The sequence below is a fragment of the Parasediminibacterium schistidii genome, assembly GCF_046546515.1.
Lineage (GTDB): Bacteria > Bacteroidota > Bacteroidia > Chitinophagales > Chitinophagaceae > Parasediminibacterium.
Genome location: NZ_JBKHKJ010000048.1, coordinates 1 through 17,997, shown reverse-complemented (window position 1 = coordinate 17,997; position 17,997 = coordinate 1). Strand labels below are relative to the sequence as shown.

The following is a 17,997-nucleotide window of genomic DNA, read 5'->3' as shown; positions in this document are numbered from 1 at the left end:
CCTGTGGCGTGTGGCTTCGCTTAGGTCATTTACAAATTATACCAAAGAAAACATTATGAGTATTTGCATTAGATTTGTACTAGTAAATTTTTTTTATGGATAACAATTTATTGCTTACTAAGCTGGCAATATTGCCCGAAAATCTAAAATTAGAGGTCGCTGATTTTATTGACTTTTTGGTTGAAAAAACTAAAAAAAATGAGAAGGCTTACCCGAAACAGAAACCCGTGTTTGGTAATGCCAAGGGAATGTTTATCATACATGATGATTTTGATGAACCATTAGAAGATTTTAAAACATATATGGACTAATATTTAAAACCCATAGTTATGGCACCTGGATTAAAAGAAATAGTAATAGGGATGGTAGCAGGTATAGAGGATGAGGCATTGTTGCAGGTTATAAAAAATGATATTGACTACTTTAGCCAAAATGGTAGTGATATTACGGCGGGCTTAACGCCTACACAGCTTAAGGAACTTACAAGCCTAGCAAATGAGCCAGATGAAAAAGACACCCTATTTTAACTTCACCCTAAAAAACGAAACCCACTAGTTTGAATTACTTCAGGGACTAATGGGAATAAGATTGTACAAAAATAAAGTTTTTTTTACCCGCTAATCCACACTAAACTTTCCCACTCTTTCACCCTCACAAGCAAATGGCAACATGCCTAAATTATTTTTTTCAAAAAAACTGGCAAAAAGGGGTATTTGCCTATTTTCCTATCCTCTTCTTTAATATAAAGTTAGCAATTGCAAAAAGCGATTGCCAGCACTTTGGATACCTAGAAAACCAAGTAAGCATAAATTTACTGTACAAAGCAGTTAAACCCTTATTTTTAATAAGTGCTTCCCTGCTTTTAAACATTGCACTATATGAAGTTTTTCCGGTTGCTTGCAGCATCTTGTTTTTTTGTACGCGATAAGCGGTTATTGGCTACCAGCATAGGCATATTGCTATTTGTTTCCTTGTTTGGGCAGGTATATGCTACCAATGGCGATTTACTGGCCAAAAAAATTACCTACACGGCCTCCAACAAGGAAATTAAAGTGGTGCTGGAAGATCTGGGCAAAGCAATAAAAGCAAAATTTACATATAGCTCGGTTGATGTGCCAGCAGGCAAAAAAATTACGCTGAACGTTTTGAACGAACCATTGACAAGCGTTTTGGAAAAAATGTTTAGCCCAATGGTGCTGAAATACGAGGTTTCTGGCAACAATATTATTATTTTTAAAGAGAACGCAACTACCAAGCCGCACCCTGTGGCAGACGTGAACTACGAGATGGCAGGTGATAGTGCCATAGTAGTAAACGGCATTGTTACAGACGAAAAAGGCCTGCCAATGGAGGGTGCAACCATTGTTGAAAAAAATACCAAGAATGGAACGGTAACAGACAAAAAAGGGGTTTTTAAGCTGAAAGTAAAAAGTGCGGCACCCATACTTGTTATATCTTATACGGGATACAATACACAGGAAACAGTGGTAGGCAGCAAGGCTTTTTTTAGCATCGTGCTGAATGCAAATGCCAAGGGGCTAGAAGAAGTAATTGTAATTGGCTACGGCGAGGTAAAGAAGAAAGACGTTACGGGTGCTGTGGGAAAGGCGAGCATCGCAGACATGCAAAAAGCCCCTGTGCGGTCTTTTGAGGAGGCTTTGGGCGGAAGGATAGCGGGTGTGCAGGTGTTTTCAAACGACGGGCAGCCAGGCAGCGCATCCAACATTGTTATCAGAGGGAATAACTCTGTTACCCAAAGCAATGCCCCACTATATGTTATCGATGGTTTCCCTATAGAAAATGCCGATAACAATTCCATCAACCCGGAAGACATAGAGTCGATAGAAGTACTGAAAGATGCTTCTGCCACTGCTATTTATGGGGCAAGGGGTGCCAATGGAGTTATACTTATTACCACAAAAAAGGGGAAAGTAGGTAGCCCCATAGTCGTGTACGACCCTTATTATGGTGTTCAAAACGTAACCAAGACAATGAAACTGATGAATGCTTACGACTATGTAAGCTACCAATACGCCATTGATTCTGTAAAAACAACTGCCGCATTCTTAACGCCATTGGGGTTGACATTGAATGATTATAAAAATATAAAAGGTATCGACTGGCAAAAGCAAATATTCCGGCAGGCATCCATGCAAAACAATTATTTGTCGCTTAGCGGCGGCAATGCCAAAACAAAATATTCTATATCTGGCTCTGCTATCGACCAGCAGGGCATTATCATTAATAGTGGTTTCAAACGCTACCAAGGGCGCATTGTATTGGACCAAGAAGTGAATAGGCAAGTAAAAGTGGGCGTCAATGTAAATTATTCCGCTGCAACTACTTATGGTATCACCCCTGCTACTATAAATGGCTCTAGCTCGCAGTACAATTTAATGTACAATGTATGGGCATACCGCCCAGTGAAAGGCAATGATAGTTCATTGCTAGATCAATTACTCGACCCAACCATCGACAATCCAGCATCTGATTACCGCATCAACCCCATCATTAGCACGCAAAACCAAGTGAACAATAAATATGACAATAACTTATTTGCCAATGCTTATTTGGAATATGCCATCATGCCCAATTTGAAATTGAGGGTAACAGGCGGCTTTACACGCAACATGGGCAGGACAGAAGTGTTTAACAATAGCAAAACCCGTGGGGGTTATAGCTTTACCCCGGGCGTGAACAACGTAAACGGCAGCGTAACTAATATAGAAGCAGACAACTACCTGAATGAAAATACATTGACCTATAATAAAAAGATAAGCCGTGACCATAGCATCAATTTGCTAGGAGGCTTTACCATACAAACAGCAAGGACATCTTCTTCTGGGTTTACTTCATCACAAATACCTAACGAGGCATTGGGCATAGCAGGCTTGGATGAAGGCACACCTACTTTTCTCCTTTCTACCAATTCCCCCTCTGCATTGGTTTCTTTTTTGGGGCGAGCAAACTATACGTTTAAGTCCCGCTATTTATTCACTGCATCTTTTAGGTCTGATGGCTCTTCAAAATTTATCAAGGCAAACCGATGGAGCTATTTCCCCTCAGGTGCTTTTGCCTGGCGCATAACAGAAGAGAAATTTATGCGGAACATAAAGCAAATAACGGATGCTAAGTTAAGGGTTAGTTATGGCATAACAGGTAATAACAGGGTGAGCGACTTTGCTTACCTATCGTCCATTACCTATCCCAAAAACAACCTATATTCTTTTAATAATACGCTGTACAACAATACTTCCCAGCCGGGTACTTTGGGCAACCCAACACTAAAATGGGAAAACACGGCGCAGTTTAATACCGGCATTGATGTAAGCGTGTTTAAAAACAGGGTTTCTTTCACAGTAGATTATTACAACAAGAAAACATACGATTTGCTCATTTTCTCCTACCTGCCTTATGAATCTGGTTTTTCGCAAGCCTATAAAAATATAGGCAAAGTGCGCAACGAAGGGTTGGAATTTTCTTTGTCCACCACCAATATCAAATCAAAGGATTTTTCATGGTCAACCAGCTTCAATATCGCATTCAACAAAAACAGGGTGCTGGCACTTAATGACAATAGCCAGGAAAGCGTATTGACTAATGTAACATGGGAGGGCAACTATACCGACCCATTGTACATAGCCAAGATAAACCAGCCCATAGCCCAGTTTTATGGGTATATATGGGATGGCAATTACCAATACAAAGACTTTGACAAAGTAGGCAATAGCTATATTTTAAAAGACAATGTGCCCAACAATGGTAATACACGAAATACAATACAGCCGGGCGATATTAAGTACAAAGATATTAACGGCGATGGCAAGGTAGATGCAAACGATGTAGTGCCTATTGGCAACCCTTACCCAACACATATTGGTGGCATTAGCAACAACTTTACCTATAAGGGGTTTGACCTGAATATTTTTTTTCAATGGTCTTATGGCAACCAGATATTTAATGCCAACAGGCTTATAATGGAAGGCACAAACCGTTTTGGTCCCAACCAGTTTGCTACCTACAATGATAGATGGACACCCCAAAACCAGAACAATACTTATTACCGATATGGTGGCCAAGGCCCCTTTGCTTATTCCACAAGGGTACTGGAAGATGGTTCTTTTATCCGGTTAAAGACTGTTTCGCTTGGGTATAGCATTGCTTCGTCCCTGCTTGCTAAAATAAAAATAAGCTCCATACGGCTATATACATCTGCACAGAATTTATATACATGGACAAAATATTCTGGCCTGGACCCAGAGGTTTCCACCAAGCAAAGCACCTTGACACCTGGCTTTGATTATTCGCCTTACGCAAGGGCAAGGACAATAACCCTAGGGGCAAAAGTTACATTTTAGAAGAGATAATTGGTTTTTATATGAACAAGTTTTTTGTATATATCATCACAATGGGTTGTTTGCTGGCAATGGCATCCTGTAATAAAATACTGGATACCAAGCCAGATTTTGCACAACCCACGCAATATTACCAAACGGAAACCCAATTAAACGATGCGCTTGCGGGCATTTATTCAGTATTGGCAAGCACTTCATTTTATGGGGATGCTTATCTGGCAGTATTAAATACTGGCAATGATGAAAGCTGGTACCGAAGCACCACTGTAGTAGGCCCGCCCGTTTATACCTTTAATGCAGGGGATGCGAATATTACTAGCCTTTGGCAAAATTTGTATGATGGCATCAACATGGCTAATGCCTTATTGGAAAATATCAATAAACCCCAAATGGACGAAAAAAGGCGCGCCGAAATAAAAGGCGAGGCATTTTTTTTAAGGGGCTACTATTACTTTATGCTGGTGCAGCATTGGGGTGATGTGCCATTGAAACTTTCCAGTACCACATTGCCTAGTAGTGAACAATATACCCTACCCCGCACCCCCGCCAAAGCTGTATATGCACAAGTAATTGCCGACATGGCAGCAGCGGATTCTACTGTGGATGACATTAGTGCAATAGGTTTTAGCGGCAGGGTAAGCAAAACAACAGTAGAGGGCATCCTTGCACGGGTGTGCCTATACATGGCGGGGCAGCCTGTAAACGATGTTTCTAAATATGCCGACGCAGTAAAATGGGCAACAAAAGTGGTGGCATCCCGCAAGCATTCTTTAAACCCCGATTACAAACAAATTTTTATAAACGAATGCCAAAACGCCTACGATACTAAAGAAGCGATGTGGGAAGTAGAGTTTCTAGGCAATTCCACAGCGGCAACGGGCGGCAGCAATAAGGCTTATGGCTATTTGGGCATAAGGGTGGGCGTGCAATGCAGCAACTTGGATAGTGGGTATTGCTATGGTTTTTTATATGGCATGGGGTTATTGTATAAATCTTTCGATGCAAACGACCTGCGCAGGGATTGGGTGCTAGCGCCTTATAATTATTCGGGGGATAACAAAGTGCCACTGTCTACCACGGAATACTATAAAAGATACCCAGGAAAATGGCGGCGGGAATATGAACAATTGAAACCCAAGGTGAAAAATGCCTGCGGCACCAATTTCCCCATATTGAGGTATGCAGATGTGTTGCTGATGCTGGCAGAGGCTGAAAACGAAGTAAATGGGCCGGCGAATGCCTTGCAATACCTAGACACAGTAAGGACAAGGGCTGGCTTAAAGGCATACATACCCACGGATGCTGCCGTAAGTTCGCAAGCAAATTTTAGGGTAGCCATTCAAAATGAACGGTACAAAGAACTGGCATTTGAGTGCCTGCGCACAATGGATTTGATACGCTGGGGGTTATTGCTAACCAATACAAAGAACGCTGCGGCCGATGTTACGTTGAATGCCTCTACAAGCCTGAAGTATGGGGCCACGGCAGCAGCCAATATCACAGCAAGGAATATACTTTGGCCTATTCCTACTTATGAGCTTTCATTAAACAATAACTTGACCCAGAACAAGGGTTGGTAAACAAAGGGATTATGAAACGGTATGTTTTTTTAATATTGGCAGCAACAATGCTTTTTGCCTGTAACAAGGTGAAAATAAGCAGCCCCGACTTTAATGTTGCTACTGCTGCTGCAACCTATAAGGCAGGGGACACCATTACATTCAATGTAAGCGGCAACCCTGATAATCTTGTTTTTTTCACGGGAGAGCCTGGCTACAGGTACGAAAACCGCAACCGGGTAAGCAGCACCGGTGGGGTTACCCAGTTGCAATTTGCTACAACTGTTACGCAGGGCAACCAAACAGGCAACTTGGCCTTGCTTGTTTCTACCAATTACAATGGCTCGTTAGATTCTGGCAGCATCCGTGCAGCCACATGGACAGACATAACCAGTAGGGCTGCTTTTGCCACGAGTGCAGCAAATACTCCATCAGGTATTGTAAACCTAAGCGACTTTGAAAGTGCGGGTGTGCCTTTTTATATAGGATTTAAATACCGCACCAATACCGCTACGGGAACTAAAGCAAGGCAATGGAACATCAATAGCTTCCAAGTAAACAATTATTTCCCTGATAGCTCCATTGGCAATGTGGCTGTTGACATTAGCTCGGCAGGTTTTGGTGCGGTAAGCATAAAAGGCGATTCTTTAAAATGGAGTATTGCTGCCACGGCTTTGCAATTTCCTGCAGGTATTGCTAATAATTTAGATGAAGACTGGGCAATATCTAAACCTATTGATTTTACAAAAGTGGAGCCTGATGGTGGCATAGCTATTAAAAATAGCAGTTACCAACTGCACAATTTCACTTATATCTATGCCAAGCCTGGTAATTACACGGTTACTTTCGTTGCCAGCAATGTAAGCAGCAGCAACCAGTACTCGGCTGTAAAGCAATTTAGCTTAACCATCACCCCTTAATTTTTTATAAAAAACGAATGAGATATTTACTTATCATTTTTTGTTTATGCTTGTTTCAAATAAAGGTTGGTGCACAATCATCCTTTAACGTGGTTGATTTTGGGGCTATTGCCGACGGCAAAACAGTGAACACGGCCGCCATGCAAAAAGCCATTGATGCTGCCAATAAAAAAGGGGGTATTGTAGTAGTTCCAAAAGGTGTTTTCCTTACTGGCTCTATCTATTTGAAAAGCAATGTGGAACTCAACTTGCAGGAAGGGGCTGTTTTGCTTGGCAGCACTAGCCTAAAAGATTACCAAAAGGGCAGGTGGTATGCATTACTATTGGCAAAAAATGAAAAAAACATATCTCTTACAGGTAAAGGGATTATAGATGGGCAAGGGGCTGCATTGGCAGCCGACGTGTTACGGTTGGTACAAGAAGGGTCAATTATAGACCCCTTGTCCCACAACAGGCCCGATGAGAAAAACAGGCCGCAGATTATAGAATTCACCAGTTGCGATAATATACGAATTAAAGACATTACCCTAAAAAATGCAGCTTGCTGGGTGGAAGTGTATAACAAATGCAGCAACCTGACGATTGATAACCTAACCGTGGAAAGTACCGCTTACTGGAATAATGACGGGATGGACATAGTTGACTGCGACAAAGTAAAAATAAGCAACTGCAATATCAATTCTGCCGATGATGGTATTTGCCTGAAATCTAGCGACCCAAAAGAGCTTTGCCAGAATGTGGAGATAACCAATTGCAAATTAAGGACCAGTGCAAGTGCTTTGAAATTTGGCACGCCTTCGCAAGGGGGGTTTAAGAATATTGTTGCCAGAGGGTTGTATGTGTACGACAATTACCGCACTGCCATTGCCTTGGAAATGGTTGATGGTGGCGTGCTGCAAGATATACGGATTACAGATGTGATTGCCAAGAATTCAGGGGGGGCATTGTTTATTAGGCTGGGGCAACGCAAGAAAGAAAAAGATCCAGGAGTGGTGAAGAATGTATATATCGGCAATATAAAAGCAGAAGTGCCATTGAGCAAGCCTGACAGTGGCTATGCTTTTGAAGGGCATTACAAAAAAGGGCCCCACAATGCTTTTCCGTCAGTAATTGCGGGGTTGCCGGGCTTTACGATAGATGATATTACCCTTGAAAATATAGAGATAGACTTTAGTGGCGCATCAGGCAAAGAAATAGCAGTATTGGGCTTGGATAAACTGAAAGACATTCCTGAAAAAGAAGGAGACTATCCAGAATATTCCATGTTTGGGGAGCTGCCAGCCTGGGGGTTTTATATCCGCCATGCATCTGGTATAAAAATGAAGAACGTAAAGCTGTCTTACAAAGAAAAAGACACCCGACCTGCCATTGTTTGCGATGATGTAAAAGGGCTTGATATAGATGCGCTTACGGTAAAAAGTATGGATGAATTACCTGTTATTTACCTAAACAATGTAAAGAAAGATAACCTTACAAATATTATATTGCCAGTGAAAGACAAGAAAGCAATTATTAAGAATTAGCATTAAAAACACCCTATGCCCAAATTTTTACATTTTAAAATATTATTGGTTTGCTTAGTGTTGCATGTGTTTGCAAAGTCACAGCCGATAATTAATATCGTTAAGCTGGGTGCAGTGGGCGATGGGACTACTTTAAACACACTCATTATACAAAAAGCAGTTGATTCTGCTACAAAAATAAAGGGCGGCGCTATTGTTCAAGTACCAGCAGGAACATTCCTTACAGGAGGCATTAACTTAAAAAGTAATGTAGAATTACGGATAGAACAAAATGGTATGCTACTCGGCAGCACCAATTTTTTTGACTATACCAAGAACAGGTGGTATGCACTGGTGTATGCCAAAAATCAAAAAAATATTTCCATAACTGGGCAAGGAATCATGGATGGTCAGGGAACTATTTTAGCAAACAATATTGATACATTAATCCAAAAAGGTACTTTAACCGATCCTAACTATGCGACAAAACACCGTCCGGACGAATCATTGAGACCACAATTGATAGAATTTATTTCTTGCAGTACGGTTAAAGTGCATAAAATTACCCTCAAAAACTCCTCTTGCTGGGTAGAAGCCTATAACAAATGCACCAACCTGACCATTGATAGCATCACCGTAAACAGCACGGCTTATTGGAACAATGATGGTATGGATATAACGGATTGCAATACGGTAACCATTGCCAATAATTATATAAATTCTGCAGATGATGGCATTTGCCTAAAATCAAGTGATTCGCTTTCTTTTTGCCAGAATGTGACTGTTACCAATTGTACGGTGCGTTCAAGTGCCACCGCTTTTAAATTGGGCAGCCCTTCTGTTGGAGGCTTTAAGAATATAATCGTAAATGGATTGACGGTGTTTGATACTTACCGCACTGCTATTGGCCTTGAAATGGTAGACGGTGGCTTAATGGATGGTGTAAATATTTCAAATGTAAAAGCGACTACCACCGATGGGGCTTTGTTTATCAGGCTGGGCTTCCGCAATTCGGCAGTTTTGCCGGGTATAATAAGGAACATTACTATTAAGAATGTAAGCGTGGATGTGCCATTGACAAAACCAGATGCGGGCTACCCTTACGAAGGTCCAAATGTTCCCGGTAACCATAATGCTTTTCCTTCTTCTATAACAGGCTTGGCTGGTTATCCGGCACAAGGAATCACATTAGATAATATACAAGTGAATTCTTCAGGTGGAGGGGATTCCACCATTGCTAAAATAACATTGGACAATTTGGGCAATGTCCCTGAAAAGGAACTGGTGTACCCAGAGTTTTCCATGTTTGGCGAACTGCCAGCTTGGGGTTTGTATGCGAGGCACGCAAAAGGATTGACCATTAAAAATTGTAAGTTTAGCTATAAGCAAAATGATTTTAGGCCAGCTATTGTTTTGGATGATGTTAGCAGCTATAATTTTAGTTCAGATTCCATAACTTCTTACCAAAAAACACCCATTGTTTTTCAGCATGATGTGTTGAATGATACATTGAATATCGTTTTGCCAGGCGGTGTAGATGCGGCAAGTGGAATTGTAAAAAGCAATCAGTTTTTAGCTTCGCAGCCCTTTACGCCCAATAATCTAGTAGTGCTGCGAGTGGGCGATTTAGGTACTGCCCTGCAAGGCGTGTCTACCTACGCCAACCTGCTGGAACTAAACCCTGCAACGGCTAAGTTTACTGGCGTAAATGTTTCCCTTAACAATAAAATACCCGGCAGCAGGCTTACCTTAGGCGGTGCGGCTGCCTATGAAGGCGGCATCAATTTAACACAAGATGGTCGTTATATAACAGTTGTCGGGTACGATCAGCCACTTGGGCTACAATATTCCAACACCAATGCTACTTCTTATGATGGGGCATGGAATTATACAAAAGTGATAGGGCGTGTGCCTTACACGGGCGTAGTGGACTATGCAACTAAAATAACCATTAGTAAGGGCTATAATAATTCTGGCATACGCTGCGTTGCCAGCTACGATGGTAGCCAGTTTTGGGTTACTGGTGCCTCCACAGGTACGGCAGGACAAGGTTTTGGCACACAATACGTCCCTTATGGCGATTCTGTTCCAGTAAATATTACCAATAGTGTTTACCGCTATATCAGCCTGTTCAAAAAGCAACTATATACTGGGGGAGTGAATATTTTCAAAGCACCATTACCTACCACTACCACTGGTGCTTCCGCAGTACCGGGGGCAGCTACAACAGGCTCTAGCCCCTATGCTTTTGTGTTTCTGGATACGGATTCTACTATCAGCTACAAGGATGGGTACGATTTGTTGTATGCGGCAGATGTAAACAATGGCATTTACAAATATTATTACAATGGTACAACTTGGGTGCAAAGCGGTTTGTATAGTATAACTGGTGGGGTAACAGGGCTTACTGCAAGGTTAAACGCACAGAACCAACCAGAGGTTTTCGCCATAAAAGGGTCATCAGCCAATAACAGTATCATCAGTTTTACAGATACAAATCCAACCAATAGCACGACCAATTTCTCCCCTAAAACATTGGCAACCGCTGGTAGCAATTTTCTATTCAAAAGCGTGGCTTTTACCCCAGTTGCCCAGTCTGTATTGCCATTGGGATTACTTGATTTTACGGCATCCTATAACAATCAGGAAGTTACATTGCAGTGGGGTACTACGAATGAAATAAATATGGACAGGTTTGCGGTGGAAAGAAGTACCGATGGTAATTCATTTACATCAATCACTGCGCTACATGCTAAAAATAACCTGATACAAAATGATTATTCAACTAGTGATGCCAGTTTGTTTACAGGAACGGTTTACTACCGCTTAAAAATGGTAGGTAAAGATGGCAGCTTTAGCTATAGCAAAATAGTAGCCGTTCCGCTTCCTACTTACAATTCACAACTTAGTATATTTCCTAATCCTGCGAAAAATACGATTACTGTCTCTCATCCTGGTTTTACGAAAGCTGCCCAACTGAACATCCTATCTGCAGATGGCAAATGTCTCAGTTCTCTTCTTATACAGCCTGGTAAAACAAGCACGTTACTCAATGTTGCTTCGCTTACAAGCGGCACGTACACAATTGTAGTAAAGACACAGGACAAAACGTTGATAAACATGTTTATTAAATTACCAAATTAACAAGCCTTATGGAATTTAATTAAAAAAACAATTTAAAAACGAATGCCATGTTTAAATTTTCGGTCGCTTGCTTCCTGCTCATGCTCGGCATCACCGGGGTGAAAGGGCAATATACAATTGACGTTACCTCCAGCCCCTATAATGCGGTAAATGATAGTGCAACGTTAAATACAACTGCAATACAAAATGCCATTAATGCAGTGAGTGCACATACGGATGCTATAACACATATAAAAGGTGGGATTGTCTTAATCCCCAAACAATCAACAGGCCTCAATAAATACCGTTCGGGTTCAATTAGGCTAAAATCAAATGTGGAGTTAAGGATTGATTCTGGTGCCACACTTTTAGGGAGCACGAATTTTTACGATTATTCCAAAAATATTGCGAAAGATTCAAACTGGTATGCCTTAGTCCTTGCCGATACTGCAAACAATATTGCAGTAACTGGCAAGGGCATCATCGACGGTCAGGGTGATACCCTTGGCTGGCGGATAGACACGCTGATTAAAAATGGGCATTTGAATGACCCGAATTACACAAAAAGTAACCGGCCGGATGAATCTTTGCGGCCACAATTGTTTGAATTTATCAAATGCAATGGGGTAAGGGTGCATAATATTAACTTGAAGCGTTCATCCTGTTGGGTAGAGTCATACAGGTACTGTAGAAACCTTACCATTGACAGCATCAAGGTAAATAGCACGGCTTATTGGAACAATGATGGATTGGATTTGACTGATTGCAACACCGTAACCCTAAATGCAGATAGTATCAATGCTTCAGATGATGGTATTTGCCTGAAATCGTATAACAAAGATTCATCCTGCAAAAACATCACGGTTACCAACTGTACGGTTCGTTCCAGTGCCAATGGTTTTAAAATTGGTACTACTACTTTGGGTGGATTTAAGAACATAACCGTTAATAATTTGAAGGTATATGACACTTACCGTACGGCTATTTCATTGGAAATAGTAGATGGGGGCTCTATAGATAGTACCAATATCTCCAACGTAACAGTTAGCCATAGTGGCGGGGCATTGTTTATCCGGCAAGGATTTAGGAAAACAAGTGTGCTGCCAGGCTTGATTAAAAACGTGCGTATCAGCCATTTAAACGCCGATATAGCTACTGATAAGCCAGATGCAGGCTATAATTATCCAGGGCCACCGGTAACAAGCCCAGTACACAATGCTTACCCTTCTTCTATTGTGGGCTTGCCAGGGTATCAAATACAAAATGTAACCTTGGATACTATACAAATTAATTTTGGAGGCGGGGGCAACAGGGATACTGCTTATGTGCCTTTAAGTACCATAAGAAGCATTCCGGAACATGAGCAAGATTATCCTGAATATTCTATGTTTGGCGAATTGCCTGCATGGGGTATTTATGCCCGCCACGTAAAAGGGTTAACATACAGGAACATAAAGCTATCCTATAAAAACACAGATTTCCGTTCTGCTATGTTGTTTGACGATGTGGATACGGTTAAGTTGCTTACAGATACTATTGCCAGTACGCCAATAAGCAGTTATAAAACGGATCTTGCAAATGGCGGGGTAGGAGATACTATGGTGTACCTGAATGATGTGAAAAAAGACAGTGTAGTGAATTTGAATACACCTGCCGGTCCATCCATTGCAAGGAATAACTTATTCCTTGCCTCTAAAAACTTTACGCCCAACAATTTTGTAGTGGTAAAAGTGGGTTCAGGTACTTCCTCTTTGGATAGCACGGCTACTTATGCAAACCTGATAGAGTATGACACTTCTGGCAATCAAACGGGGGCTAGCTTGATGCTGAACAACAAAGTGTCGGGGAGGGTTACATTGGGAGGTTCGTCTATCCAGGAAGGGGGGCTAAACCTTACGCAGGACTGTAGATACCTCTTGATAGGCGGTTACGATTCGCCTTTAGGCACCGATTACCCTTCTACCATGAAAAAGAACAAGGTAATAGCTTGTGTGCCGTACAACAAAGTAGTTGATTATACCACCAGCATCCCTGCTGCCAATGGCTATGACAGCAGCACCATAAGGGCAGTTACAGGTTGCGACAGCACCAAGTATTGGGTATTGGGCGGCCCGGGCACGTCAGCCGGCAAAGGCGGCATTAAATACATTTTGCATGGCACAGGAGCTGTAACAAATATCGATACTGTGTCAAGGTATAAGTGGGTGAATTTTTTCCACGGGCAACTTGATTTTACTGATATAGGTGGCGTTAAATATTTCGCAGCTAGAAAACCTGTAACTACTAGTACATCAGCTTATTACAATGATACCACGGGGAATAGCAATTTATCGCAAGGGTTTGTGATGCTAAAGATGCCTGGTATCACTGGTAATGCTGATAGCCTTGCAGTAATGTATGTAGCAAAAGTTGGCACTAATGGCGGTGTGTATAAGTATTATTATAATGGTACTGGCTGGATAAAGCCAAATAGCCCTACATTTTTTACGGTCTCTGGTGGCATCATTGCTATTACGGGAAGGGTGAATGCTAATGGCCATCCGGAGTTTTACGCCATTGTGGGTTCTAATTCCAACAATAAAATAATGAGTTTTATTGACTCTGGGGCGAACAGCGAAAAAATGAGGTGCAGTACCCCAAAAGTATTAGACAGTGCCCGTACAAATTATATATTTAAAAGCATAGCTTTCTCTCCCGACTCCGTGGTGCACACAGTATATGCTTCCCCACAAAAATTGGCAGCGGCAGCAGAAATTGCAGAGATTGAAAAAGCTGTAATGGTATATCCAAACCCGGCTAAGGGCAATATTACCATTGCACATCCTGTTTTCAACAAACCTACTAATGTCCGTATTATCGGCTTGAATGGGCGAGTAAGCAAAAATTATACAATTCAACAGGGTGTCAATCAAACCCAGTTGCATGTAGATGATTTAAGTACAGGTGTATATATTGTAGTCATTAGCAATAACGATGTGGTATATACAACACGGTTTGTAAAATCAAATTCAGTTCAATAGTAAATGAGCCATGATTATCTTAATATAATTTTAAGATGTTCCATTCTTGCCCCTCTCCTTTGGAGAGGGGTTGGGGTGAGGTCTCTTTTATAATAGGGTTGGCAGCCCTTGTATGAACTTCATAACTCACCAACTTCCCGAAAGTTCCAAACTTTCGGGAAGTTTTATAATTTAAGTAAATGTTGCAAAAAATAACAAAGCTTCTCAGTTCCACATCGTTCTTATTGATAGTTTTGGCTGCCCACAGCCAAACAAAGTTGAGTTATGTCAATCCCTTAATTGGCACTACCAGTGCCACCACCGTTGCTGCTTTAAAGCATGGCGAAGGCTCCGAGCAATCAGCCAATACCATACCCGCAGTAACACTCCCTTTTGCAATGACGCAATGGGTAGCGCAAACAAGGCTGGGCGAACCCAAATGCCTCCCGCCTTATTCGTATAAGGATATTAGTTGCAGTGGCTTCCGTGGTACGCACTGGATAAGTGGCGGCTGTATGCAGGATTACGGCAGCGTTACCATTATGCCTGTCACGGGCAATCTACATACATCAGTGGCAGATTACCAAACCACATTTTCGCATACGCAGGAAACTACTTCCCCATCTTACTATAGTGTTGAATTAACAAGGTACAGTATCAAAGCCGAAATGACAGCTACTTTGCGTTGCGGCCTCCTGCAGTTTACCATCAACAAAGACGACAGTGTTTACTTACTCATAACGCCTAATAGTGATAAAGAAAAAGGGTTTATAAAAATTGATAAGGAAAACCATCAGATTGTTGGTTACAGCCCCGTTTACCGCATCTATCAGGGATGGGGGCAGCCTGCCGGTTTTAGCGGTTACTTCGTTATACAAACAGATCAGGATTTTGGTATAGGTGGTGTTTTTGCAGGGGAGAAAGTGGTACTTTCAGATACCATGTCCAACCAGCAAAACGTAGGGGCTTTTATTGGTACCAAAGTAAAAAAAGGAACGGTTGTCAGGGTAAAGATTGGCACATCCTTTACCAGCATCGAAGAAGCCCGTAAAAACCTAGAAACTGAAATAAAAGGCTTCGATTTTGCAGCTACCCGACTGGCAGCAGAAAACACTTGGGAAAAAGCATTAAGTCAGGTATCCATACAAACCCCTTCCATAGCCGAAAAGCATATTTTCTATACGGCCCTCTACCATGCCATGCAACACCCACGCTTGTTTAACGATGCTGATGGCACTTACCCCATGTTCTCCAGCTATTATAAAAATGCCAAGCTTGCCTCCGGCAATTACTACGATGATTTCTCTATGTGGGATGTGTACAGGGCACAACTGCCTTTATACGAGATACTCCGCCCCACATTGATAAATGATTGTGTGAGTTCGCTGATATTAAAAGCGCAGCAAGGTGGCTGGATGCCCATTTTCCCATGTTGGAATTCTTATACCTCAGAAATGGTAGGCGACCATAGCACCGTGGTAATAGCTTCTGCCTTGCTAAAAGGCATCAAAAACTATGATGTGCAGGAAGCCTATCAATTAATCAGAAAAAATGCTTTTGAAACCCCTGCCAGTTATGCCGATTATAAAGAAGGGAAAGGCAGGAGGGCATTAACGTCCTATCTGCAATACGGCTATATACCGCTTGAAGACAGTGTGCAGGAGGCCTACCATAAAAAGGAACAGGTAAGCCGCACATTGGAATATGCGTATGATGATTATGCCTTAGCCAAGGTTGCCCAAAAATTGGGAAAAACAGAGGATTATACAACACTCATCAAGCGTTCTGAAAACTACAAGAACGTTTATGATGCAAATGTTGGGTTTATGAATGGCCGTTACCAGGAAGGTAGCTGGTACAAGAAATTCAACCCTGACAAAAAGAGTTTTTTCATTACCGAAGGCACGCCCCGCCAATATACATTCTATGTGCCGCACGACATAAAAGGCTTGGCAGCTATCATGGGCGGTACCAAGCAACTGGAAAACCAGTTGGACAGCGTGTTCCAGAAAGGGGAATATTGGCATGGCAATGAGCCAGGGCAACAAACGCCTTTTATGTACAATTTCACAGCATCTCCTTATAAAACCCAACTTCAGGTAAATAAAATACTAACAGAAGAGTATGCAGACGGCCCCGGAGGTCTCTGTGGTAATGATGACGCTGGTCAAATTAGTGCTTGGTATGTGTTTGCAGCCTTGGGCTTGTACCCGGTAAACCCGGCTTCTACCCAATATTGTTTGACCACGCCACGCTTTGAAACGGCTGTATTAAACTTGCCATCAGGTAAACAGTTTAAGGTGGTGGCACACAAAAAAAGCAAGGATGCCATTTATATCCAATCTGTTAAGTTGAATGGGGTAGCATATAATAAAAGTTATATCGAACACGGTGATATTGTAAAAGGTGGGGTATTAGAAATAATAGTAAGTGATACACCCAATAGAAAATGGGCTTCCAATGAAGATAATAGGCCGGCAAGCATTTCGGACAAAAAATAGGTATTTACGCCTATCTGTGTATTTGTTGTACATATTGGCATTGCTGTGTTTTGCATCATTCATCTCACCCCCATACAAAACATTCTATATAGAGGGCTATGCACAAGGCACAACCTATCATATCACCTATTATAGCACCGATAGTCTGGTGTCAAAGCAGCAAATGGATAGTGTTTTGGATAAATTGGATAGTTCTTTGTCAATTTATAAAAGCTGGTCGGTTATCAGTCAGTTCAACAAATCAGATAGGGGCATAGTAGCCGATGCGCATTTGAAAAAAGTAATTGCCCGCTCGCTTGAAATATATAAGGATAGCAAAGGCCTGTTTGATATTACGGTAGAACCCCTGGTACAAGCTTGGGGTTTTGGTACAAGACATGAAAGCTCGATGCCTGATAGTGCAAAAATTGCATCCATTATGCCATGTGTAGGCAGCAATAAAATTGCTTTGGTAAGGGATAGCTTAATTAAAAATAAACCTTGCATAACCATCGATGTCAATGGCATTGCACAAGGCTACAGCGTAGATGTGCTTGCCGATTTTTTAGAAAAGAATAAAATACATAATTACTTGGTTGAAGTAGGGGGTGAGTTAAGGTGCAAAGGCAAAAAATTGCCCGGAAATGAGCCGATTGCTATTGGTATTGAAGCGGCTAATGATAATCCATTTCAAGAATTAACCCTGCAAAAAAAGATAGTGATTGGCGATGGGGCAATAACCACATCGGGCATCAACAAAAAGTCATATAAAAAAGGTAGGCGCAAAATATCGCACCTGATTGACCCAACCACGGGCTATTCAATTGACAATGAACTGGTAAGTGTTTCCGTCTTGGCAAAAGACGCCATCACTGCCGATGGGTACGACAATGTGTTGATGTGCCTGGGCTTAAAAAAAGCAATCGCATTTGTAAATGCCAGTAAAGGCAAACTGGCTGCCTTTTTCATCTACCACAAGCAAGATGGAAGCTTGGCAGATACAGCAACGCAAGGGTTTAGGAAGTTTATACGGAAGTAGATATGGTTTTGTTTATCGAC

The 17,997-nt window shown here is 41.8% G+C and carries 10 protein-coding genes; all 10 read left to right on the top strand.

The genetic code is table 11. The features are described from left to right. The first annotated feature begins 95 nt into the window (after positions 1 to 95). The 10 genes from vapB (at position 96) to ACHFIY_RS18110 (ending at position 17,977) form a co-directional block, all read left to right on the top strand. Complete coding sequence (gene vapB, locus ACHFIY_RS18155; RefSeq protein ID WP_410847544.1) at positions 96 to 311, top strand: type II toxin-antitoxin system VapB family antitoxin; 216 nt, start codon at positions 96 to 98, stop codon at positions 309 to 311. 18 nt (positions 312 to 329) lie between these two features. Further along, on the top strand, positions 330 to 527 hold the full coding sequence (locus ACHFIY_RS18150) for a hypothetical protein (protein WP_410847543.1): 198 nt from the start codon (positions 330 to 332) through the stop codon (positions 525 to 527). Between the two features lie 351 nt (positions 528 to 878). Then, positions 879 to 4,358 (top strand): SusC/RagA family TonB-linked outer membrane protein, encoded by a 3,480-nt coding sequence (locus ACHFIY_RS18145; protein ID WP_410847542.1) that lies wholly within the window; start codon positions 879 to 881, stop codon positions 4,356 to 4,358. Positions 4,359 to 4,378: 20 nt separating this feature from the next. Further along, a complete protein-coding gene (locus tag ACHFIY_RS18140) occupies positions 4,379 to 5,935 on the top strand; it encodes a RagB/SusD family nutrient uptake outer membrane protein (protein WP_410847541.1) in 1,557 nt (518 codons plus the stop codon). A gap of 11 nt (positions 5,936 to 5,946) precedes the next feature. Continuing rightward, the gene (locus tag ACHFIY_RS18135) at positions 5,947 to 6,834 is read left to right on the top strand and encodes a DUF5017 domain-containing protein (RefSeq protein ID WP_410847540.1); all 888 of its coding nucleotides are present in this window, start codon (positions 5,947 to 5,949) and stop codon (positions 6,832 to 6,834) included. Positions 6,835 to 6,851: 17 nt separating this feature from the next. Next, positions 6,852 to 8,357, top strand: coding sequence for a glycoside hydrolase family 28 protein (locus tag ACHFIY_RS18130; RefSeq protein ID WP_410847539.1), 1,506 nt, complete (start codon positions 6,852 to 6,854; stop codon positions 8,355 to 8,357). Positions 8,358 to 8,372: 15 nt separating this feature from the next. Continuing rightward, positions 8,373 to 11,480: a glycosyl hydrolase family 28 protein gene (locus ACHFIY_RS18125; protein WP_410847538.1), complete on the top strand. Its 3,108-nt coding sequence runs from the start codon at positions 8,373 to 8,375 to the stop codon at positions 11,478 to 11,480. A 47-nt stretch (positions 11,481 to 11,527) separates the two neighbouring features. After that, on the top strand, positions 11,528 to 14,479 hold the full coding sequence (locus ACHFIY_RS18120; protein WP_410847537.1) for a glycosyl hydrolase family 28 protein: 2,952 nt from the start codon (positions 11,528 to 11,530) through the stop codon (positions 14,477 to 14,479). A gap of 179 nt (positions 14,480 to 14,658) precedes the next feature. After that, positions 14,659 to 16,959: a GH92 family glycosyl hydrolase gene (locus tag ACHFIY_RS18115; protein ID WP_410847536.1), complete on the top strand. Its 2,301-nt coding sequence runs from the start codon at positions 14,659 to 14,661 to the stop codon at positions 16,957 to 16,959. After that, positions 16,919 to 17,977 (top strand): FAD:protein FMN transferase, encoded by a 1,059-nt coding sequence (locus ACHFIY_RS18110; protein WP_410847535.1) that lies wholly within the window; start codon positions 16,919 to 16,921, stop codon positions 17,975 to 17,977. Before ACHFIY_RS18115 ends, ACHFIY_RS18110 begins: the two co-directional genes overlap by 41 nt. Positions 17,978 to 17,997 lie beyond the last annotated feature (20 nt).